Origin of the sequence: Haloferax sp. Atlit-48N, from assembly GCF_003383015.2 — an archaeon.
Taxonomy (GTDB): domain Archaea; phylum Halobacteriota; class Halobacteria; order Halobacteriales; family Haloferacaceae; genus Haloferax; species Haloferax volcanii.
On the sequence record NZ_CP137689.1, the window covers coordinates 1,522,826 to 1,543,591 of the forward strand.

20 protein-coding genes are annotated in these 20,766 nt (G+C 67.2%); 9 read left to right on the forward strand and 11 right to left on the reverse strand.

Annotation, left to right across the window (positions count from 1 at the left end; genetic code table 11):
- Position 1: 1 nt before the first annotated feature.
- The 5 genes from DEQ67_RS08240 to DEQ67_RS08260 all read right to left on the reverse strand — a co-directional run bounded on the left by DEQ67_RS08240 (position 2) and on the right by DEQ67_RS08260 (position 4,560).
- Positions 2-235 carry a hypothetical protein gene (locus DEQ67_RS08240; RefSeq protein ID WP_049896063.1) on the reverse strand — a complete coding sequence of 78 codons (234 nt, stop codon included), beginning with the start codon at positions 233-235 and terminating at the stop codon, positions 2-4.
- A complete protein-coding gene (locus tag DEQ67_RS08245; protein WP_049913451.1) occupies positions 232-492 on the reverse strand; it encodes a cytochrome C oxidase subunit IV family protein in 261 nt (86 codons plus the stop codon). Before DEQ67_RS08245 ends, DEQ67_RS08240 begins: the two co-directional genes overlap by 4 nt.
- Before the next feature lie 10 nt (positions 493-502).
- On the reverse strand, positions 503-3,064 hold the full coding sequence (locus DEQ67_RS08250; protein WP_115891230.1) for a cbb3-type cytochrome c oxidase subunit I: 2,562 nt from the start codon (positions 3,062-3,064) through the stop codon (positions 503-505).
- Positions 3,061-3,852 (reverse strand): cytochrome c oxidase subunit II, encoded by a 792-nt coding sequence (gene coxB, locus DEQ67_RS08255; protein ID WP_115859788.1) that lies wholly within the window; start codon positions 3,850-3,852, stop codon positions 3,061-3,063. Before coxB ends, DEQ67_RS08250 begins: the two co-directional genes overlap by 4 nt.
- A 192-nt stretch (positions 3,853-4,044) precedes the next feature.
- The gene (locus DEQ67_RS08260; RefSeq protein ID WP_115859786.1) at positions 4,045-4,560 is read right to left on the reverse strand and encodes a DUF6789 family protein; all 516 of its coding nucleotides are present in this window, start codon (positions 4,558-4,560) and stop codon (positions 4,045-4,047) included.
- Positions 4,561-4,674: 114 nt separating this feature from the next.
- Here DEQ67_RS08260 and cyaB point away from each other — a divergent pair, with 114 nt between their 5' ends.
- Together cyaB and DEQ67_RS08270 are read left to right on the forward strand one after the other, a co-directional pair.
- Complete coding sequence (gene cyaB / locus DEQ67_RS08265) at positions 4,675-5,232, forward strand: class IV adenylate cyclase (RefSeq protein ID WP_006600237.1); 558 nt, start codon at positions 4,675-4,677, stop codon at positions 5,230-5,232.
- Between the two features lie 127 nt (positions 5,233-5,359).
- Positions 5,360-6,568: a methionine adenosyltransferase gene (locus DEQ67_RS08270; protein WP_115802666.1), complete on the forward strand. Its 1,209-nt coding sequence runs from the start codon at positions 5,360-5,362 to the stop codon at positions 6,566-6,568.
- 71 nt (positions 6,569-6,639) lie between these two features.
- Here DEQ67_RS08270 and ppk1 read toward each other — a convergent pair whose 3' ends face one another.
- The gene (gene ppk1 / locus DEQ67_RS08275; RefSeq protein WP_115891229.1) at positions 6,640-9,111 is read right to left on the reverse strand and encodes a polyphosphate kinase 1; all 2,472 of its coding nucleotides are present in this window, start codon (positions 9,109-9,111) and stop codon (positions 6,640-6,642) included.
- Between the two features lie 264 nt (positions 9,112-9,375).
- Between ppk1 and thiI the strand changes: the two genes are divergently transcribed.
- From thiI to DEQ67_RS08290, 3 genes are all read left to right on the forward strand, one after another.
- Positions 9,376-10,551 (forward strand): tRNA uracil 4-sulfurtransferase ThiI, encoded by a 1,176-nt coding sequence (thiI, locus tag DEQ67_RS08280; protein ID WP_115859780.1) that lies wholly within the window; start codon positions 9,376-9,378, stop codon positions 10,549-10,551.
- A 221-nt stretch (positions 10,552-10,772) separates the two neighbouring features.
- Complete coding sequence (locus DEQ67_RS08285) at positions 10,773-11,027, forward strand: hypothetical protein (RefSeq protein WP_004063175.1); 255 nt, start codon at positions 10,773-10,775, stop codon at positions 11,025-11,027.
- Between the two features lie 42 nt (positions 11,028-11,069).
- Complete coding sequence (locus DEQ67_RS08290; protein WP_004063174.1) at positions 11,070-11,522, forward strand: DUF5804 family protein; 453 nt, start codon at positions 11,070-11,072, stop codon at positions 11,520-11,522.
- Between the two features lie 20 nt (positions 11,523-11,542).
- Here the strand turns inward: DEQ67_RS08290 and DEQ67_RS08295 are convergent, their stop codons facing one another.
- Positions 11,543-12,463 (reverse strand): PLP-dependent cysteine synthase family protein, encoded by a 921-nt coding sequence (locus DEQ67_RS08295; RefSeq protein WP_115802669.1) that lies wholly within the window; start codon positions 12,461-12,463, stop codon positions 11,543-11,545.
- A gap of 145 nt (positions 12,464-12,608) precedes the next feature.
- Between DEQ67_RS08295 and DEQ67_RS08300 the strand changes: the two genes are divergently transcribed.
- Both DEQ67_RS08300 and DEQ67_RS08305 read left to right on the forward strand, forming a co-directional pair.
- Positions 12,609-12,989: a thioredoxin family protein gene (locus DEQ67_RS08300; protein ID WP_115802670.1), complete on the forward strand. Its 381-nt coding sequence runs from the start codon at positions 12,609-12,611 to the stop codon at positions 12,987-12,989.
- Positions 12,990-13,124: 135 nt separating this feature from the next.
- On the forward strand, positions 13,125-13,901 hold the full coding sequence (locus DEQ67_RS08305; protein ID WP_004063171.1) for a hypothetical protein: 777 nt from the start codon (positions 13,125-13,127) through the stop codon (positions 13,899-13,901).
- A 29-nt stretch (positions 13,902-13,930) separates the two neighbouring features.
- Here the strand turns inward: DEQ67_RS08305 and DEQ67_RS08310 are convergent, their stop codons facing one another.
- Positions 13,931-16,042 (reverse strand): thioredoxin domain-containing protein, encoded by a 2,112-nt coding sequence (locus tag DEQ67_RS08310; protein ID WP_115891228.1) that lies wholly within the window; start codon positions 16,040-16,042, stop codon positions 13,931-13,933.
- A gap of 189 nt (positions 16,043-16,231) precedes the next feature.
- Between DEQ67_RS08310 and purD the strand changes: the two genes are divergently transcribed.
- On the forward strand, positions 16,232-17,518 hold the full coding sequence (gene purD / locus DEQ67_RS08315; protein WP_004063169.1) for a phosphoribosylamine--glycine ligase: 1,287 nt from the start codon (positions 16,232-16,234) through the stop codon (positions 17,516-17,518).
- A 90-nt stretch (positions 17,519-17,608) separates the two neighbouring features.
- Positions 17,609-18,151 (forward strand): acyltransferase, encoded by a 543-nt coding sequence (locus DEQ67_RS08320; protein WP_004063168.1) that lies wholly within the window; start codon positions 17,609-17,611, stop codon positions 18,149-18,151.
- Positions 18,152-18,253: 102 nt separating this feature from the next.
- Here the strand turns inward: DEQ67_RS08320 and DEQ67_RS08325 are convergent, their stop codons facing one another.
- The 3 genes from DEQ67_RS08325 to DEQ67_RS08335 all read right to left on the reverse strand — a co-directional run bounded on the left by DEQ67_RS08325 (position 18,254) and on the right by DEQ67_RS08335 (position 20,446).
- Positions 18,254-19,156, reverse strand: coding sequence for a mechanosensitive ion channel domain-containing protein (locus tag DEQ67_RS08325; RefSeq protein WP_115859772.1), 903 nt, complete (start codon positions 19,154-19,156; stop codon positions 18,254-18,256).
- Position 19,157: 1 nt separating this feature from the next.
- The gene (gene dacZ / locus DEQ67_RS08330; protein WP_004063166.1) at positions 19,158-19,967 is read right to left on the reverse strand and encodes a diadenylate cyclase; all 810 of its coding nucleotides are present in this window, start codon (positions 19,965-19,967) and stop codon (positions 19,158-19,160) included.
- A gap of 116 nt (positions 19,968-20,083) precedes the next feature.
- Entirely contained in the window at positions 20,084-20,446 is a 363-nt protein-coding gene (locus DEQ67_RS08335) for a group I truncated hemoglobin (RefSeq protein ID WP_004063165.1), read from the reverse strand.
- Positions 20,447-20,766 lie beyond the last annotated feature (320 nt).

Here is a 20,766-nt window from a genome sequence, read left to right on the forward strand (position 1 = left end):
GTTAGGCCGCGTTCTCGCCGGTCGTCGCGGCGGCGACGACGAGCGCGAAGACGGCCACCGCGAGCACGAGACCCGGACCGACGACGAGCGGGTCTGTGAGCCTGCCGGGGGCGACGCGGGTCATCATGACGGTCACGCCGACGCCGACGGGGACCGAAAACAGGAGCGCGTAGCCGACCGCGACGAGGGTTTCGCGGGAGCGCCAGCGGGGATGGGAGTCGGCTCGCACGGTCAGAGGAGCGAGTACGACGCCGCGAGCGTGAGCGCCAGCGCGGCCGCGAGGCCGATGCCGACCAGATACGTCAGCGACCGCGGCTCGAACCGGAGGTGCTGGAAGTACGCCGCGACCAACACCGCCTTCGCGGCCGACAGAACCATGATGACGCCGAAGGCCAGCCAGTAACTCAGCCCGGCGAACTCGACCAGCACCTGGACGGTCGCCGAGACGAACAACACCACGTAAATCGCCGTATAGAGTTTCGTTGATACCATCTTTGTCACCTCACAGGATGTAGAACAGCGGGAACAGGAACAGCCAGACGATGTCGACGAAGTGCCAGTAGAGGCCGAAGTACTCCACCGAGCGGCTGTCTTCGAGGTACGCGCCCCGCCAGGCGCGCGCGGTCAGGTACAGCGCGATGACGAGTCCCGCGATGACGTGGGCCGCGTGCAGGCCGGTCGTGAGGAAGAACGTCGAGGCGCGGACGTTCGTCGAGAGCCACAGCCCCTCGTGGAACAGGTGCTGCCACTCCAGCCCCTTGTTGACGAGGAAGCCGATGCCGAGGACGAACGTCGCCCCGAGACTCGTCACGAGGCCCCACTTGTGTCGCTTCTCGGCCGCGACGAGCGCGAGGACGACCGTGAAACTGCTCGTGAGCAGGATGTACGTGTTCACGAGTCCGGGAATCGGGTCGGACGGAATCGGCTCCCAGCCGGTCCAGCCGAAGGCGACGCGGGTGAACACGTACGCCCCGATGAAGCCCCCGAACAGCACCACGTCGGACGCGAGGAATATCCACATCCCGACCTTGCCGTTGTCGATGCCGGCGAAGGGCCACGCCTCGCCCTCCTCGAAGACCGGGCCGTGGAACGGTTCGAGCCCCATGGCGACGAGCGACCCCAGGGTGACGACGCCGCCCGCGACGGCCGTCGTCGCGTAGGCGGCCCCGACCATCCCCGCGGGGAACGCGGCGTCCTGAAGCGGCGAGAGGCCGAGGAGGACGAGGAACGCGCCGGCGGAGAGGACGAACGGCCAGATGCTCGCGTGGCTCGGCCCCTCGACTTCGGTCGCTTCGGCGGTCGGGAGCGCGGACGAGACCGCCGTCGTTGCCGACGCGGTGACGCCGCCGTCGGAGACGGCCGCGCCGGTCGGCCCGCTAGAGCGGTCCTCGCTCGGCGCGGCCTCGCCGGCGTCGAGGAATTCGAGGTGTCCGTTTCGGTAGGTCGGCGTCCCGTCGAAGTTCTCCAGCGGCGGCGGCGACGGGACGGCCCACTCGGCCGTCGTCGCGTACTCCCACGGGTTGTCTGGCGCGGGGTCGCCGGCGAAGGCGCTCTTGAACAGGTTGTAGAACATGATGAGAAACGACAGCCCGAGGACGAACCCGCCGACGGTGGCGAGCTGGTGCCACGGCGCGAGTTCGGGCGCGTAGTCGAACACGCGCCGGGGCGTCTCCCACGCGACGAAAAGCGGGAAGTACAGCAGATTGAAGCCGACGAAGTAGACGGCGAAGTGGAGTTTGCCGAGGAACTCGTCGTACATCCGGCCGGTCATCTTCGGGAACCAGTAGTAGAGGCCGCCGACGAGCGCCGTCACCCCGCCGACCATCACGTAGTGGAAGTGGGCGACGACCCAGTAGGTGCCGCGGAACTCGTAGTCGAGGACGACCGCGCCGAGGAAGACGCCGGTGATGCCGCCGATGATGAACAACAGGAGCGCCCCGAAGACGAACAGGAACGGCGTCGTGAAGCGTATCTTCCCCTTCAGCATCGTGTAAATGAGCGCGAACACCATCAAGTCGAACGGCAGGGAGATGCCGATGGTGGTAATCATAAAGAGCGTCTTCACCTGGAGGTTGATGCTCGTCAGGAACATGTGGTGCATCCAGACGGCGAAGCTCTGGATGGCGACGAGCACCATCGCGAGGATGAACCACTTGCGGCCGACGATGCGGCGGCCGGTGAACGTCTGGAACACCTCGGCCATGACGCCGAGCGCCGGGAAGAAGACGATGTACACCTCGGGGTGGCCGAAGAACCAAAACAGGTGGGTCCACAGGAGCGCCCCCGCCGGCGACTCCATGGCGAAGTAGGTCGTCCCGAGCAGGCGGTCCGACGAGAGCACCAGAAGCGCCGCCAGAAGCGCCGCGAAGGCGAACAGCATCATCCACGCCGTCAGGAGAATCGTCCAGCTAAACAGCGGGACGTTCCGGAGCGTCAGCCCCTCGGCGCGCATGCGATGCATCGTCGTCAGGAAGTTGACCGACGAGACGGTGACGGAGGCGACGAACAGCACGAGCGCCAAGACGGCCGTCGACGCCCCCACGTCCGGCGTGAACGTCGGGACGTTCAGCGGGGCGTACATCGTCCACCCGCCGGAGAACGTCCCCCCTTGGAAGAACGAGACGCCGAACAGGATGCCCGAAAAGAGATAGAGCCAGTACGACAGCGCGTTGAGCCGCGGGAACGCGAGGTCCTTCGCGCCGAGTTGGAGCGGGACGACGTAGTTGGCGAAGCCGAACGCGAACGGCGAGAGGAACCAAAACACCATCAACAGCCCGTGGGCCGAGACGGCCTGATTGTACGCGACGGGCGAGAGAATCCCCTCGCCGAGCGCGCGCGGAGCGAGCAGTTGGACGCGCATCAGCCACGCGAGGACGCCGCCGAGCACGAGGAAGAAAAGCGACGTGACGACGTAGAGGATGCCCACGTCCTTGTGGTTCGTCGTGACGAACCAGCGCTTGATGCTCCCCGTGCCGGGGAAGTCGTGGCCGTGGTCGTCGCCGCCGCGAGCGACCTCGTGGCCGCCGTCGGCCGCGGCGTCCCGTTCGGGAGACGCGTCGGTCATGGAACCACCGCCGGTCGGAGGTTCGATTGCGCGGCGACCGATTCATCGGCGCTCGACTCGTTCGCTGTCGCGTTGTCCGCTGTCGCGTTGTCCGCGGTCGTGTTCGCGTACCACGCCTCGTACTCGTCGGGCGGCATCACGACGACCTCGGCGGACATATACGAGTGGCCGGCCCCGCAGAGTTCGTAACACTGCGCGGTGTACGTCCCCGGTTCGTCGGCGGTGAACCACGTCTCCGTCTCCTGACCGGGGATGGCGTCGGATTTGACGCGTAACTCCGTGACGCCGAAGTTGTGGAACACGTCCGCGGTGGTAATCGTCAGTCGGACGGGCCGGTCGGCGGGGACACGGAGCACGCCGTCGGTGGTGTGGCCGTTCGGGTAGGTAAAGCGCCAGCCGAACTGGTAGCCCTCGACGGCCACGTCGAGCGACTCGTCGTCGGCGGGGCCTTCCTCGACGTACAGGAGCGTCAGATACGTCCACGAGACCAGCGAGACGACGATGACCATGCTCATGAAAAACGAGGTGAACAGCTTTCGGCCCCCGCCGCTCCCCGACGGGAGTTCACCGAGGACGAGGCGGTCCCCGTCGTCGATGTGGCCGTTTCCGGAGCCGGAGCGATACTTGTACGCGTTGTAGAGCATATACCCCACGACGACGACGCCCACGAGCGTCCCCAAGAGCAGGAACACCTCGAAGATGCTCTCGAAGACGAACGCGCGGGTCCCCCGCGGAACCAACCCCGACTGGAGCGGGAACGCGGCCGTCAGTACGAGTTCCGTGACCATTGATAACACCACCCAAATAAGATAATTAACGTTCGTGATGATTATTGTTTCGGAGCAATCGGGGAAAGCGGCGTCGAACGGGCGGTTCCGGTCGGTCGCAGGGCGAAGCGGGGAGCAAAACGAGCGAAGTCGCGGGCGACGACGAGTGATGGCGGACGGGTAGCGGCGGCCGCTACCCGCCATGGCGCTCGGTCAGACTTCGTGTTGCGGGATATCCGCGAACAGGTCGAGCAGGTAGCCGAGCGAGAGGCCGTACACCCAGTGGGCCAGAAGCGAGAACACGAGGAACGAGGCGATGACGAACGCGTCCGCGGGCGGCCAGAACGCCGGCACGAACCCGACCCAGTAGAGCGTCGCGAACGACACGCCGCGGAGGTACTTCGGTGACTCCGGCGGGAGGAACGCGCCGACGACGACGAACGTCACCGGGAGGACGACGACCCCGCCGATGCCGAAGAGGAACGCTCCGAGGGCGAGCGTCGGTTCGTAGCCGAAGAACGCCCCCACACCGGCGAACCGCGTAATCGGCTCGGTCGTAAACAGACCGAGGAGTTCGGGGATGCCGACGAGGACGGGCAGCATCAACACCGTCCCGACGAAGCCGCTTGCCATCGCAGTGAGGATGACGTTCCCCGTGATGTCGTAGTCGGCGGTCTCGCCGGCGCGCTGTTCGACCGCGGTAGCCGGGTTCGGCGTCTCTTGACTCATACTCCCGTCATACTACGGGTTCTTTCATGATAAAAGATAACAAATGCCGTAGTGTTGAGGGGTCGCCGGCGCGAGTCACCGAGGTTTTTGCCCTCCGGACGCGCCCGTGAGTGCATGTACGAAGTCGAGGTCAAGGTCCGCGCGGACCACGGCGCGGTTCGCGAGCGACTCGACGCGGCCGGGGGCGAACAGGTTAACCGCGTCGCCCAGACGGACACCTACTACGACGCCCCGCACAGGGATTTCGCAGAGACCGACGAGGCGCTCCGACTCCGCCGGGAGTCGCGCTACGAGGGCGGCGAACTCGCCGACGAGGAGACCGTCGTCACCTACAAGGGACCGCTCGTGGACGAGTCGTCGAAGACCCGCCGGGAGTACGAGACCGGCGTCGAAGACGGTGAAACGATGAACGCTATCTGCGAGGCGGTCGGCTTCGAACCCGCCGCGACCGTCGAGAAAGAGCGCGAGCGGTTCGCCCTCGACGGCTACACCGTCTCGCTCGATTCGGTGTCCGGACTCGGCGAGTTCGTGGAGGTCGAAATCGAAGTCGAGTCCGGCGTCGACGACGCCCGCGACGGGGCGTTCGCCGTCCTCCGGGACCTCGGCCTCGACCCCGACGACCAGATTCGGACCTCCTACCTCGGGATGCTGCTCGGGTCGCCCGAAGAATAGACGGACTATCGACCCCCGCGGGCGTCCGCAACCTCGGCAGATACTGCCCGAGCATACTCTCAGGTAATACGAGTGTGGCCAAAGGTTTCCGCAAGTTATAGAACCGCCCGCCGGGTACGTCCCGCCAATGAACGACCGAAATATCCGCCTCGAATCCGCCGACAAGCGCGCGGTCGAGGACCAAGAGGTCGAAATCGTCGAGCGAAAGGGTATCGGGCACCCCGACTCCATCTCCGACGGCATCGCCGAGAGCGTCTCCCGCGCCCTCTCGAACCTCTATCTCGACCGCGTCGGCAAAGTGCTGCACTACAACACCGACGAGACCCAGCTCGTCGCCGGCACGGCCGCGCCCGCCTTCGGCGGCGGCGAGGTCATCGAGCCCATCTATCTCCTCATCGTCGGCCGCGCCACGAAGGAGTACGACGGCGAGAAGATTCCCGTCGACTCGACGGCGCTCCGGGCCGCCCGCGAGTACCTCAACGAGAACATCCCCGGGCTCGACGTGGGCACCGACATCATCGTCGACGTGAAACTCGGCGAGGGCTCCGGCGACCTCCAGGACGTGTTCGGCGAGGAGACCCAGCAGGTCCCGATGGCCAACGACACGAGTTTCGGCGTCGGCCACGCCCCCCTGACCGAGACGGAGCGAATCGTCCTCGAAGCCGAGCGCGCCCTCAACGGCCCGGCCTACGGCGACGACCACCCCGAACTCGGACAGGACATCAAGCTCATGGGCAAACGCGAGGGCGATGTCATCGACGTGACCGTCGCCGCCGCGATGGTCGACAAACACCTCGACGACATCGACGACTACGTCGCCGCCGTCGACGACGTGCGCGAGTTCGTCTCCGACCTCGCCACCGACTACACCGACCGCGAGGTCAACGTCGAGGTCAACACCGCCGACGACTACGACGAAGGCTCCATCTACCTCACGACGACCGGCACGTCCGCCGAGCAGGGCGACGACGGCTCCGTCGGCCGCGGCAACCGCGCCAACGGCCTCATCACGCCGAACCGCCCGATGAGCATGGAAGCGACCTCCGGCAAGAACCCCGTCAACCACATCGGGAAGATTTACAACCTGCTTTCCACCCACATCGCCGAGACGGTCGTCGACGAGGTCGACGGCATCCGCGACCTCCAGGTCCGCCTGCTCTCGCAAATCGGTCGCCCCATCGACGAACCCCACGTCGCCGACGCGAAGGTCATCACGGACGACGGCGTCACCATCGCTGACATCGAAGACGAGGTTATCGCCATCATCGACCGCGAACTCGCGAACGTGACCGACATCACCCGCCGGACCATCGAAGGCGAACTCAGCACGTTCTGAGGCGTCGCCTCGCGGCGGGTCGAAACCAAAACAGAACACCGACCGCCGCGTCGCCGGCGCGGGCGACGACGCTACTCCTCGCCGTAGTACTTCTCGACCAGTCGCGCGGCCGCCTCGGCCGTCTTCCGGTAGTCGCGGTCGCCGTCCGGCGTCCGAACCGCGTACTCGTAGTGCCGACTGCTCGGCACGTACCACTTCTCGGGGAAATCGTCGAGGACGTGCCGCGGGTCGCCGTTCGTCGGCGCGCCCGCGCCCGATTCGACGGCGGGGTCGGTGCTCTCGTCCTCGTCACCTTCCTGCGTCTCTGCCTCGTCTCTGGGAGCCATCACGGACGGGTCGGACTCCACGAGGAGCGTCTCGGGCACGTCGGGATGCGACGCCGAGATGCCGCGGTGGACGCCGGGCGTGTTCGACGCCGCGAGCGTCTGGTCCATCAGAATCTTCTGCATGCTAATCTCGTGGCCGTCGCCGGGGTCGCGCTGGTCGTAGCTGCCGTCGGCGTTCATCTCCCACGCCTTCCGGTTGTCCGCGAAGCCGAGTTCGAGGACGAACCGCAACTGCTCGCGGATGTCGGGGTCTTCGACGGGGGCGATGGCCTCCACGCGCTTGTCGAGGTTGCGGGTCATCCAGTCCGCCGAACCGACGTAGTAGTCGGGGTCGCCCGCGTTCTCGAAGTAGAAGATGCGGGAGTGTTCGAGGAAGCGGTCCACGACGCTCCGGACCGTGACGGTCTCCGAGACGCCCTCCAGACCGGGGCGGAGCCGACAGATGTCGCGGACGAGCAGGTCGATGTCGACGCCGGCCATCGACGCCTCGTACAGTTCCTCGACGATGCCGGGGTCTTCGAGGGCGTTCATCTTGGCGACGATGCGGGCGTCGCGACCGGCGCGGGCGTGTTCGGCCTCCCGCCGGATGCACTTCGTGAACTCGTTACGCATCGTCACGGGCGCGATGAGGAGCTTCCGGAACTCCTCGTCGAGCGAGGGGCCGGTGAAGAAGTTGAACACCTTCACGAGGTCCTGCCCGATGTCGCGGTCGGCGGTGAGGACGCCGAGGTCGACGTATCCCTTCGCGGTCCCGGAGTGGTAGTTCCCCGTGGCGACGTGGGAGTAGAGGCGGACGCCGTCTTCCTCCTCGCGGACGACGAGCGCGGTCTTCGTGTGCGTCTTGAGGCCGATGGTTCCGTAGGCGACGTGGATGCCCTCCTCTTCGAGGCGACGGACCCATTCGAGGTTGTTCTGCTCGTCGAACCGCGCTTTGAGCTCGACCATCGCCGCGACCTGTTTGCCGTTGTCGGCGGCGTCGATGAGCGCCTCGATGACCTGCGAGTCCGAGGCCGTCCGGTAGATGGCGGCCTTGATGGCCAACACGTCGGGGTCGTTGGCGGCCGCGTCGAGGAACTGCTGGACGGTGTCACCGAACGAGTGGTACGGATGGTGCAACAGCACGTCTTTGCGGCGAATCGCGTCGAAGATGGTGTCGCCGTCGTCGCCGGCCGCCTCGGGGGACGACGCGCCCGAGCCGAGCCCCGCGTCGGCCGCGTCGAGGTCCGAAAACCGCGGGTGCGGCTGGGGTGTCCACGACTCCAGCGAGAGGTCCGGGCGGTCGAGGTCGGTGAGGTCCATCAGTTCGCGGTAGTCGAGCGGCCCGCGGAGTTCGAACACCTCGCGGTCGTCGAGGTCCAACTGCTCGACGAGGAGGTCCCTCGCGGCCGCGGGCGCGTCCGCCTCGATTTCGAGGCGGACCACGGTGGCGAAGCGGCGCTGTTCGAGCACCTCCTCTATCATGTCGATGAGGTCCTCCGCGACCTCCTCGTTGCGGCGGACCTCGGCGTTTCGCGTCAGCTTGAACACCGCGGTGTCGACGACCTCGACGTTCGGGAACAGCAGGTCGAGGTTGGCGCGGATGACCTCCTCCAAGAGGACGTACCGGACCTCGTCGCCGTCGGTGTCGACCTCGACGAGCCGCGGGCGGTTCTGCGGAATCTTCACCCGGGTGAACGTCTGGTCGCCGTCGTCGTCGCGGGTGACGACCGCGAGCGACAGCGAGAGGTTCGAGATGAACGGGAACGGGTGGGCCGGGTCGAACGACAGGGGCGTCAGCGTCGGCAGCACCGAGAGTTCGAAGTAGTCCCGCATCTCCGCCCGCTGGTCGGGCGTCAGGTCGTCGTAGTCACAGATGTGGATGCCCTCCCCGGCGAGCGCCGGGCGAATCTCCTCGCGGTAGCACTCGGCCTGTCGCTCGAACATGGGCCGGGCCTTGTCGATGGCCTCCTCCCACTGCTTGAGGGGCGTCCGGCCGTCGGTCGTCCGCTCTGTCACGCCGGCGTCTATCTGCTGTTTCAGGCCGCCGACGCGCTTCATGAAGAACTCGTCTAAGTTCTTCGTGAAGATGGACAGAAATCGGACCCGTTCGAGAAGCGGGTTCCGGTCGTCGAGCGCTTCGTTGAGCACGCGGGACTGGAACTCAAGTTCGCTCAGCTCGCGGTTGAGATAGTACTGCGGGTCTGTGAGGTCGATGTCGGCTGGCAACTCGTCGGTCATTGGCATCGAGTGAGCATCGAGTGGGGTCGGGCGAACGTCGGGCAAGCGTCGGGCGCGACGGCGGGTCGTTCGGTGGTTGTACGAGTCGAAAACGGCGTGAAATCTATTAAGCGGTTTATATTGTTTCGCCGTCTGTCTACGGTTCAGTAAATTGTACTATTTACAAATATATAACACTAATAGCAGCGGAGAGCGACGTGCCGTGTCGGGCGCGGACGCCCCTCGAAACGAGACGCTGAAGGGTGCCGGCGGAGAACGTCGACCGTGAATCAGACGGCGCACGTCGTCCTCGTCGGCTACGGCGAGGTGGGCACGAAGAGTTCGAGCGTCCGGGCGAAGATGGAGGCCAGACTGCGGACGAACCTCCAGGCGGTCCTCGACGACCGCTCGCTCCCGGGCCGCGTCGAGCGGGAGTGGTCCCGCCTGCTCGTCCGCGACGCCGCCGACGCCGAGGCCGTCGCGGCCGCCTGCGCCGAGGTGCCGGGCGTCGTCTGGGCGCGCCCCTGCGTCGCCTGCGACCCCGTCCTCGACGACATCGTCACGGTCTGTCGAAGTCTCGCGTCCGACCACCCCGACGGGGCGGCGTTCGCCGTCGACGCCGACCGCGTCGGCGACGCCGACCAACACGCGTTCACGAGTTCCGACCTCGAACGCGAGGCCGGGAGCGCCGTCGTCGAGGCGACCGGCGCGCCCGTGGACCTCGACGACCCCGACCGGACCTACCGCATCGAGTGCCGCGAGGAGACGGCGTATCTCTCCGTCCGGCGGTTCGACGGCCCCGGCGGCCTCCCGCTCGGAACGCAGGGGCGGGCCGTCTCGCTCGTCTCTGGCGGCATCGACTCGCCGGTGGCGACGTGGGAGCTGATGCGCCGGGGCTGCGAAATCGTCCCCGTCTACGTCGATTTGGGCGACTACGGCGGCGCTGACCACCGCGCGCGGGCCATCGAGACGGTGCGGACCATCGCTCGCCGCGCCCCGAACGCGGACATGCGAGTCCACGTCGTCCCCGCCGGCGACGTGGTCGAGCGACTGATGGAGTCCGTCGATGACACCCGGATGCTCTCGCTGCGGCGCGCCATGCTCGCCATCGCCGCCGAGGTCGCCACCGACGAGCACGCCCACTCAATCGTGACCGGCGAGTCGCTCGGTCAGAAGTCGAGTCAGACCGGCGAGAACCTCGCCGTCACCGAGGCCGCGGTCGACTACCCCGTCCACCGCCCGCTTTTGACCCGCGACAAGACCGACATCGTCGCGGCCGCCCGCGACCTCGGCACCTACGACGACTCGACGCTCCCCGTCGGCTGCGAGCGCGTCGCGCCGAGTTTCCCCGAGACGAACGCCTCGCTGTCGGCCGTCGAGGCCGCGGAACCCGACGATTTGTTCGACCTCGCAGTCGAGGCCGCCCGCGAGCGAGTCGTCGTCTCGCCCGACGGCGAGTGAGTGAGTAAGTGAGTGAGTGAGAGAGCGCGGGAGAGGGAACGCGAGACGACGGCCGACTGCGAGAAAGAACGCCGGGGCGACCCCTCCGAGGTGCGGTACCGACGCCCACACGAACAGTGCAAACCACCATCACAGTCACGATTCTCCAAACGTTTAGATTCGTTTCGAATGAACAATTGCACAAAAATGGCTTTATTTACCGTGAGCGCTAGTGTTCTCCCATGTCGAAAACATCGCATCCCGGTCGCGGACACCCCGGTCCCGAGTGGCGCGTCAGCCACCGGGCGTCGCGGACCGACTGGAGCGACGCCGTCGAGCGGTGCGCGGCGTGCCGCGCCCGCGTCGACATGAGCGAAGCGCACTACCAGGTCCTCCTCGAACGAGACATCGACAAGCCCGGCAAGATAACGCTCGAACGCGAGCGCGTCGTGTTCTGCGACGAGTCCTGCGCCGCCGAGTGGGAGTCGACCGCCTGAGTACCGGAACCGCTTTACCGGGTCCGGTCCCTCCCTCTCGACGTGACGCAGGTCTGTATCGTCGGCGCGGAGGACGTCCACCTCCAGTACGAACTGCTGTCGCGCGACACCGCGCGCGCGGCGCTTTCGACCTACGATATCTCCGAACCGTTCGACAACTCGCTTTCGGTCGACACGGTGAGTCTCGGCGCGGCCGTCTCGCTTCTCAACGACCTCAACTGGTATCTCGTCCGGTTCGCCGACTTCTCGTTGGTCCGCGAGCCCTCCGTCTCGGCCGACGAGTGGCTCTCCCGCGACCTCGCCCGACGGATTCGAGACGGGAAGGTTCAGCCCGAGGACACGGGCGACCACCTCGCCATCTACGGCGTCGAAGACGGCCGCCTCGTCGAGCCGATGTTCGTGACGCGGGTCGACGGCTCGGTGCCCGACTACGACCTCAGAGACGTGGAGCGAACGCTCGTCGTCAGAGTGGGCGAAGACGAGTTCGGTCGGTGAGCGCCGCCCCGGGGCGACCGCTATTCTTCGGCGTCGAACATCCCGGTCGACATGTAGCGCTCGCCGGAGTCCCAGAAGACCGTCACCACGAGCGGCTGGTCTTCCTCGTCGGCGTCGGGGGCGGCGAGCCGCTCGGCGACGCGCTTGGCGGCGAGGAGCGACGCGCCGGACGACTGGCCGACGAGGATGCCTTCCTCGCGGGCGAGGCGGCGACACTCGGCCTCGGCGTCCGCGAGTTCGACGATTTCCACGTCGTCGAGGAGGTCGGTGTCGAGGTTGGGGCTGACGAAGCCCGGGCCCATCCCCTGGAAGTCGTTGTTTCCGACCTCACGGCCCGAGAGGACGGCGCTCTCGGCGGGTTCGACGCCGACGACGCGCATCGAGGGGAACTCCTCGACGAGACGGCGGCCGGTGCCCGAAATCGTGCCGCCGGTGCCGATGCCGGCGACGAGGGCGTCGATGCGGCGGTCGCCCACCTGTTCGAGAACCTCCTCGGCGGTCGTCCGGTAGTGCGCCTCCGGGTTGGCGGGGTTCTCGAACTGTCGGAGCTGGTACATGCCCTCGGCTTCGAGTTCGTCCGCGCGCTCTTTCGCGGCGGAGATGTCGCCGTCGACGAGCTCGATGGTCGCCCCGTAGGCGCGCATGATTTCGCGGCGCTCGGGCGACATCGAGTCCGGCATGACGATGGTCAGGTCGTAGCCCTTCGCCGCCGCGACGACCGCGAGTCCGATACCGGTGTTCCCGGACGTGGGTTCGACGAGGCGGTCGCCCGGCGAGATGTCGCCCGCCTCCTCGGCCGCCTCGACCATCGCCAACGCGGGGCGGTCCTTCGCCGACCCGCCCGGGTTCTTCGACTCTATCTTCGCCGCGACCGTCGACCCCTCGGGGGAGTCGACGCGGACCAGCGGCGACCCGATAGCGTCGAGGATACTGTCGTCCATCGACCCTCCGTTGACGGTGCGACACTAAACGACTGGCGGAGGCGGACGATACGGCCACCGTCTCGGGGGGAGACAGCGACGAGCGCGGGCGGCGAGCCCCGCCGCGAGCGCACCCGTTAAATCCGCGCGGCCGGTACACCGGCGCATGGCCGAAGCCGAGACGCTCGAAACGATGCAACCGAACCCCGCGTGGGACGCGGCGTCCTACCCCGACGTGGTCGACACTCTCGCGGCCGCGGACTACACGTTCAAGGTCTGGGGCGGCGACTGGTGCGGCGACTGCCGCGGACAGCTTCCCGACTTCGCGGCGGCGCTCGACGCCGCCGGCGTCCCCGCCGAGCGAATCGACCACTACCCCGTCGAGAAGGCCGACGACGGCTCGAAGGTCGGCCCGCTCGTCGAGGAGTACGACATCGAACTCATCCCGACGGTCGTCGTCGAACTCGACGGCGAGGAGGTCGCCCGCTTCGTGGAAGAAGAGGACGTTCCGATTGCGGTCTACCTCGCGGACGAACTGTCGAACTGAGCGCCGACGCCGATTCTCTCGTTTTCGTCGACCCGTCGAATCCGCCAACGAAGCCGAACCCGCCGAAACCGTGATACGACACCCGCGGGTACGCCGATGCGATGCGACGGGCGCAGATGGCGCGGGGGTCAGCAGATGCGTGAGGAACGTGGCGGAGATAGTAGTGAGAGTCCGGGTGACGGGGATGACCTGCGGCGCTATCACCTCGACAGCGACGACTACCGCCGCGACCTCCTCCCGGTGTTCGCCGAGGTCGTTCCCGTCGCGCACGCGGTTCGAGTCGAACTCGACGAGGAATGGCTCGACGAAGCGTTCGGGGAAGACGACAGCGAGCGATGCGTCGAGGCGCTCGCGGCCGTCGACGCGCTCGACCCCGAGCGTCCGGACGACAGGACCCGATGCTTCTCTCTCGGCCCGGATAGAGAGGGCGAGGACGCGCTGTTCGCGCTTCTCGACGCCGCGACGACGATGGTCGGTGAGCATTTCGTGTTTCGCCTCGCGCTCCTCGACGACGGCGGCGACGAACTGCTCACGACGATTCCCCACGAGTCGATGCTCTGGGGCGAGTCGCCGCCGCTCTCCGAGGGAGTCGTGGCGTCGGTCCAAGAACTGCTCGCCGACCGGGTCGGGCTGTTCGTGGCGTCGACGGTCCACGAGCGGTGGGAGACCGACGACCACGCCTACCGCTTCGACACCACGGCAATCGTGCAATCGACGCTGGACCGGAAGACGAGTCGGACGTACTGTTCCGCGCTCTCGGCGCGGCACCTCGACGTCGTCGACGGAACGACGCTCGTCTTCGACACGCCGACGGGTGAGAAAGTCGTCCCGTGCGTGACCCGCGAGCGCACCGAACGAGTCGCCGAGAAAGTCAGAGAATTACGACGACGCTACGACGGCTCTCAGCTCTGAATTGGGTTCCGACCCGTCTCTATGTTCAGTTAGACGTCGTCGCCCGCCGTGAACCACGCCAGCGCCTCGTCGAGGTCGTGGGTCGGCGCGGAGCAGGTGAAGTTCTCGCAGGCGTAGACGGTCGGCTCCCCGTCGGCGGCCTCGCGGCCGGCCCAGATTGGCGGGGCCTCGTCTAATCCGAGTTCGTCCAGCCACGCGTCGAGTTCCGCGTCGGTGCCGGGGCGACGGGAGACGACGAGGCCGGGGAGGTACCGCGAGGCGAGCGTCGCGCGCCACTCGTCGGGAACCTCGTCGGCGGCGACGGTGAGTTCGGGGACGCCGCTGGCGGCCTTCTCGGCGGCGAGCGCGAGCGAGACGTGTTCGAGCGGACTGCCGCGGACGCGGTTGGCGAACGACCCGAGGACCGCGTCCGCGACCTCGCCGAACCCCGCGTCGGGCGCGAACTGTTCGAGGTCCAAGAACAACGACGTGGCGACGCCGAGGCTCGACGGCGTGGACTGGTCGGTCGGCTCCTGCGGGCGGGTGACGAGCGATTCGCCGCTCTCGGGAGTGAAGTAGAGCGTGCCCGCGTCGGCGTCGTAGAACTCGCGGCGGGTCGCCCGCGCGAGGTCGAGCGCGAACGAGAGCGGCGCGAGGTCGCCGGTCGCCTGATAGAGGTCGAACGCGCCGCGCGCGAGGAAGGCGTAGTCTTCGAGGTAGCCGTCGCCTTTCACCTCGCCGTTCATCACGCGCCGCGAGAGCGTCTCGGTCTCGTCGTCCCAGAGGCGCTCGCGCACGAAGTCGAGGGCGCGGCGGGCGTCGGCCGCGAGCGAGTCGTCTTCGAGGACGACCGAGCCCTGCGCGAACGCCGAAATCATCAGGCCGTTCCAGCCGGCGAGCACCTTCTCGTCACGGGCGGGGCGCTCGCGCCCCTCGCGGGCGGCGAACAGCGCCTTCCGTGCCTTTTCGAGTCGGTCCTCGACCTCGGACTCGTCGAGGTCGTACTCGTCGGCGAGGTCGGCGGTCGTCGCGGAGACGTTCAGGACGGTCGTCTTGTTCTCGAAGTTGCCGCCGGGCGTGACGCCGTAGCGGTCGCAAAAGAGGTCGGCGTCGAGTTCGGGGAGGAGGTCGCGCACGTCGTCGGGCGTCCAGACGTAGAAGGTCCCCTCCTCGCCGCCGGACTGGGCGTCGAGGGTGGCGAAGAAGCCGCCGTCGTCGTGGGTGAGTTCGCGGCGGACGAACTCGAACGTCTCGGCGGCGACGGTCGCGTACGAGTCGTTGCCGGTGAGTCGGGCGGCGTCGAGATACCGCGAGGCGAGGCCGGCCTGGTCGTACAGCATCTTCTCGAAGTGCGGGACGGTCCACTCGCGGTCGACGCAGTAGCGGTGGAAGCCGCCGCCGAGGTGGTCGCGGAGGCCGCCGTTGGCCATCGCGTCGAGGCTCTGCCGCGCCACGTCGAGCGCTTCGCGGCGGCCGGAGACGGCGTAGCCGCGGAGCAGGGCGTCGATGCGACCGGGTTGGGGGAACTTCGGCCCGTCGCCGCCGAAGCCGCCGTGGTCGCGGTCGGCGCCGCGGAGCGCGGCCTGCACGGTCGTGTCGAGCACTTCCGAGCCGGGGGCTTCGCCGGGAACGTCGGGCGTCTCCTCCAGTCGGTCGGTGATGGCGCTCGTCCACTGCTCGGCGCGGTTTTCTATCTCGTCGCGGTCGGTCCGCCACGACTCTGCGAAGCTCTCGACGACATCGCGGAAGCCGGGCGCGCCGCGGCGGGGTTCGGGTGGGAAGTACGTGCCGACGAAGAAGGGCTTGCCCTCGGGCGTGAGCCAGACCGAAAGCGGCCAGCCGCCGCCGCCGGTGACCTGTTGGCAGATGGTCTGGTAGATGCGGTCGAGGTCGGGGCGCTCCTCGCGGTCGACTTTGACCGGGACGAACTCCTCGTTGAGCACCTCGGCGATGTCGGGGTCCGAGAAGCTCTCGTCGGCCATGACGTGACACCAGTGGCACGCCGAGTAGCCGATTGAAAGAAAGATGGGCTTGTCCGCCTCGCGGGCCGCTTCGAGGGCCGTTTCGTCCCACGGCTGCCAGTTGACCGGGTTGTCGGCGTGCTGGCGGAGGTACGGGCTCTGCTCCTCGTCGAGTCGGTTGCGTCCCACCGGGTCGGACATGCGTCGGAGTCGGCGCTCCGGGAACTAAAGCGGCGTGGAGACGGCCGTCGTGGCCGACTCGGGGTGTGGCGCGGGGTGTGGGTCGGACGGCGAGTCACCCTCGCTGGCGACCGTCTATGACCACAATCGTGCCTATTTCGTCGAAGATAAAGAGCAATCTTTACACTCCCGTGCGCATGGTATGCGACCATGAGCGAGACCGTCCTCCTCGTCGGCGGCGGCGGCCGCGAGCACGCGATTGCCCGCGCGCTGGCCCCCGACTGCGACCTGTACGCCTGCGCCAGCAACCGAAACCCCGGCATCGCCGCCCTCGCGGAGGGCTTCGAGACGATTTCGGAGACCGCCGCCGAGGACATCGTCGCCTACGCCGAGTCCGTCGACGCGACGCTCGCGGTCGTCGGCCCCGAGTCCGGCCTCGCGGCCGGCGTCGCCGACGCCCTCGACGAGGCGGGTATCTACACCTTCGGCCCGCAGGCCGCCGAGGCGCGCATCGAGACGGACAAGGCGTTCCAGCGGCAGTTCATGCGCGACGAGGAGATTCCGGGCAACCCCGACTTCGCCACCTTCGACGACATGGAGGCCGCCTGCGACTACATCGACGACTACGACGGCGACCTCGCGGTCAAGCCCGCGGGCCTCACCGGCGGCAAGGGCGTGAAGGTCATCGGCGACCAGGTGACGCCCGCGGAGGCGAAGGCGTACCTCCGCGACTCGGACTACGAGCGCGTCGTCCTCGAAGAGCGCCTCGTCGGCGAGGAGTTCACGATTCAGGCGTTCGTCGCCGACGGCGAGTTCCGCGTCAGCCCCGCCGTGCAGGACCACAAGCGCGCCTACGAGGGCGACGAGGGACCGAACACCGGCGGCATGGGCAGTTACACCGACGTGTCTCCCTCCCTGCCGTTCATGGCCGACGGCGACTACGAGGCCGCCGTCGAAGTCATCGAGGCCGTCGTGGAGGCGCTGCCGGAGTACAAGGGCATCCTCTACGGCCAGTTCATGCTCACGACCGAGGGGCCGAAGGTCATCGAGTTCAACGCCCGCTTCGGTGACCCCGAGGCGATGAACACCCTACCGGTCCTCGAAACGCCCTTCATCGACGTGCTCACCGCAGCCCGCGAGGGCGAATCCCTGCCGGAACTCGACTTCACCGAGGCCGCCACGGTCTGTAAGTACGCCGTCCCCGAGGGCTACCCGACGGACCCCGAGGCCGGCGCGGAAATCACGGTCGAAGTGGACGAGGACGCCGGCGCGCTGCTGTTCTACGCGAGCGTCGACGACCGCGAGGACGGCCTCTACACGACGACCTCCCGGTCGTTCGCCGTGGTCGGCGTCGCCGACAGCATCACCGAGGCTGAGGAACTCGCGGAGGACGCGCTCGCCGACGCCGGCGAGGGCTTCCACATCCGCCACGACATCGGCACGGCGGCGCTCGTCCAGCGCCGCATCGACCACATGGCCGAACTCCGCGGCGAGTAAGCGGGACGCGGTTCCGCGACCCCGCGTTTCTGTTTCTCTCGTCGCCCCCGCGCCGAGGGCGCTTTTACCCCCGCGGTCCAATCGGCGGACGTGACCGACGACGATGCCGCACCGGCGGACGCGGAGGCCCGCCGACACGACCGAATCCAGCACCACCCGACGCCCGGCCCGCGGAACTCGTTGCAGTACTGGACCGACGCCAAACCCGTCTGGCGCGTGATGCTCAACTACGTGTTCGTCCTCGTGGCGCGCATCGCGCCGTCGCTCAAACTTCGAAACTGGGCGCTCAGACGCATCGGCGTCACCGTCGGCGCGGGCGTCTCGTGGGGCCTCGAAGCGACGCCCGACGTGTTCTGGCCGGAACTCGTCACCATCGAAGACGACGCTATCATCGGCTACGACGCGGTCATCCTCTGCCACGAGTTTTTGCAGGACGAGTACCGAACCGGCGAGGTCGTCGTCGGCGAGCGCGCCATGATCGGCGCGAAGGCGACGATTCTCCCGGGCGTCCGCATCGGCGAGGGCGCGCAGGTCGCGGCGAACTCGCTCGTCACGCGCGACGTGCCCGCGGGCGAGACGGTCGCCGGCGTGCCCGCGAGACCCATGTCCGGCGGCGAGACCGACGGGCAGTAATCGGTCGTCGTAGTGGGCGGTTCGAGACGCGGCGACCGCCGGCCCGGCACCGAACCGCACGGAATCGGTCCGAACGACGACAGTGGCCTCGGTTCCGAGCGCCTACCGAACGCGCCCGACGCCCTTGTCGAGGACGCGCGCGTTCGGAATGACGAACTCCGTATCCTCGGATTCGACGTGGGTGACGAACATATCGAACTCCTGGACGACGCCGCGAACCTCGCCGACGACTATCTCGTCGCCGATGCTGTACGGTTGAGTGAACAGGAGATACGTCCCCGCCGCGCCCGAGCGAAGGAGGTCGCGGAACGCGACGGCACCGAACACGATGAGTCCCAGCAGGTACGCCCCGAGGAGGACGATGAGCGCGAGCGTGGCGACGCGGACCTGCGAGAGCGCGACGAGCGTGGCGAGAAAGAAGACGGTGTATTTCGCGAGCGCCGGGAGGATGTTCACCTGCGGGAGTTTGACCGCGCGGAGTCGCTCGGCGACGAGCAGTTCGACCTTGTCGCCGACGACGACCCCGATGATGAGGACCAGAATGGCGATGAACAACTGCGGGAGGATGGCGATGACGAGCCCCCAAAACCGGTCGGCGTAGTTGACCCCGGCGAACGAGAGGGTGGCGAAGATGCTGATGCCGAGGACGAAATACCGCGTCAGCCACGACAGGATTTCGACCGTCGAGGTGTCGAAGTCGCGGGCGGTCCGCTCGAACGCGGTCCCCTCGATGGCCTCCGGGACACCGACGCTGACGAGCAGCCGATGGACGAGCGTCCCCGCGACGTACGCGAGCACCAGCCCGAGGAGGAGGATGGCGAGCACGCCGAGAAACCGGAGGCCGGCGATTCTGACGATGTCGTCGACGACGCCGCCGACCGTCTGAAGCGGGGCGGTAGATGCGGACGCGGATGCGGACGCGGACGCGGATGCGGATGTGAGTGCGGCTGTGGACGCGGAACCGACCGACGAGTGGATGAGGGACGCCGAAGCGAACCCCGGCATCTCAGTACGCCTCCGGGTCGATTTCGAGAATCATCTTGCCGCCCTTGAACGCCCGGACGAGCCCGTCGGACTCCGAGAGGACGATGGCCGTGGCGTTGGTGTCGCGGGTGATAGCGCCGCCGGCCATGTGGCGCGCGCCCAGCCCCTTCGGGATGTCGACGCCCTCCGCCGAGGGTTCGAGGTAGCGGTACGCCGAGACGATTTTCCCCGAGTCGGAGATGACGAACGCGCCGTCGAGCCGCGAGAACTCCTTGAGCATCACGTTGACGATGGGGTCGCCGACGTAGACGTGGGATTTCTCGAAGGGGTTGTACGACAGCGGCCGCGACTTGTTCATCACCTTGCCCGCGTCACCGACGATGAACAGCGCGCCGACGGGTTCGCCCTTCTGCCCTTTCTTGCCCAGTTCGATGGCCACCTCGAACACGTCGCGGATGACGCCGGGGTCCGCCCGCGAGTTCGCAAAGAGGTCGTAGATGCCCGACCGCATGTTCTCCTCAACGCGGACGCGGACGAGCGAGTCCGGGTCGCCGCCGAAGATGCCGACGTTGCAGGCGATGGTGTCGCCGGCCTCGACGATGCTCTGTTCCATCGCGCCTTCGACGCCGAAGCGGATGCGGTCTTTGACGTTCTGGAACTGCAGGGGCAACTCCACGAACGTCTCTGCTTCGACCGTGTTCTCCGGCGCGATGACCACCGTCGGAACGTCCGTCTCGGCGAACTGCTCGTAGTGGGAGCTGCTCGGCGTGAACAGAAACAACCCATCGACGTCCGCCACGAGGTCGCCCAATAATTCGGATAACGCCGCCATTGGTGGAGAGAGACACCGGGTGAGAAAAAGGGTTGTGTCGCGTCTGACGCGTGGCGTGCGCGATTCGGCCGGTCGAAACCGGCGACTGAGTCTCCCGGAAGGGGGTCGAACGGGACCTACTGCCCCAGAATCGGGGCTCTGAGCGCGGCGACTTCGTCGAGAATCGCGTCGGCGTCTTCCGGGGCGACGCCGTTTTCGTCGAGCGCGGCCGCGAGGTGCTCGGCGATGGCGTCGAAGTCCTCACCGGAGAGGTCGAGGTGGTCGTGGGCCGCCCGCATATCGGCCCCGTCGTACTCGACGGGACCGCCCGCGACGGCGCTGATGAACTTGACCTGATGGGCGCGCTGTTCGACCATGTCGATGTCGTCGAAGTAGTGGGCGACCGAATCGTCCGCGAGGACGCGGTCGTAGAAGTCCGAGACGACTGCTTCGACGGCCTCACGGCCGCCGATGCGAGCGTAGAGTGACTGCGCAGGCATTCGTCGGGGAATTGGACACCACGACGGTAAGGTTTCCTCCGAACGTATGCGGGGTGTTTAAGAGTGGATTGGAAGTTGAAGTGGGAGTACGTGAAGTTCCGGTAGTTCTGTTTGAATTCTCCGGAGATGGGTCTGAGTCCGTAGAATCAAGATACTACGTCGAGTTCCGGGATACGACCGGGGACAAATTTATAGCACAGTTGTCAGTATCTCGGGCGTGAACACTACGGCGAGATTCGCTGTTATCGCGGGGGTCGCTCTCATCCTCTCGGCGCTGATTTACACCCCACTGTTTACGCCGGGTCCCTTTCGCCTCTCTG

Coding starts and splice junctions, on each gene's coding strand:
- DEQ67_RS08245 (WP_049913451.1), bottom strand. CDS start 492: ATGGTATCAACGAAACTCTATACGGCGATTTACGTGGTGTTGTTCGTC.
- DEQ67_RS08250 (WP_115891230.1), bottom strand. CDS start 3,064: ATGACCGACGCGTCTCCCGAACGGGACGCCGCGGCCGACGGCGGCCAC.
- coxB (WP_115859788.1), bottom strand. CDS start 3,852: ATGGTCACGGAACTCGTACTGACGGCCGCGTTCCCGCTCCAGTCGGGG.
- DEQ67_RS08260 (WP_115859786.1), bottom strand. CDS start 4,560: ATGAGTCAAGAGACGCCGAACCCGGCTACCGCGGTCGAACAGCGCGCC.
- cyaB (WP_006600237.1), top strand. CDS start 4,675: ATGTACGAAGTCGAGGTCAAGGTCCGCGCGGACCACGGCGCGGTTCGC.
- DEQ67_RS08270 (WP_115802666.1), top strand. CDS start 5,360: ATGAACGACCGAAATATCCGCCTCGAATCCGCCGACAAGCGCGCGGTC.
- ppk1 (WP_115891229.1), bottom strand. CDS start 9,111: ATGACCGACGAGTTGCCAGCCGACATCGACCTCACAGACCCGCAGTAC.
- DEQ67_RS08285 (WP_004063175.1), top strand. CDS start 10,773: ATGTCGAAAACATCGCATCCCGGTCGCGGACACCCCGGTCCCGAGTGG.
- DEQ67_RS08295 (WP_115802669.1), bottom strand. CDS start 12,463: ATGGACGACAGTATCCTCGACGCTATCGGGTCGCCGCTGGTCCGCGTC.
- DEQ67_RS08300 (WP_115802670.1), top strand. CDS start 12,609: ATGGCCGAAGCCGAGACGCTCGAAACGATGCAACCGAACCCCGCGTGG.
- DEQ67_RS08305 (WP_004063171.1), top strand. CDS start 13,125: ATGCGTGAGGAACGTGGCGGAGATAGTAGTGAGAGTCCGGGTGACGGG.
- DEQ67_RS08310 (WP_115891228.1), bottom strand. CDS start 16,042: ATGTCCGACCCGGTGGGACGCAACCGACTCGACGAGGAGCAGAGCCCG.
- purD (WP_004063169.1), top strand. CDS start 16,232: ATGAGCGAGACCGTCCTCCTCGTCGGCGGCGGCGGCCGCGAGCACGCG.
- DEQ67_RS08325 (WP_115859772.1), bottom strand. CDS start 19,156: ATGCCGGGGTTCGCTTCGGCGTCCCTCATCCACTCGTCGGTCGGTTCC.
- dacZ (WP_004063166.1), bottom strand. CDS start 19,967: ATGGCGGCGTTATCCGAATTATTGGGCGACCTCGTGGCGGACGTCGAT.
- DEQ67_RS08335 (WP_004063165.1), bottom strand. CDS start 20,446: ATGCCTGCGCAGTCACTCTACGCTCGCATCGGCGGCCGTGAGGCCGTC.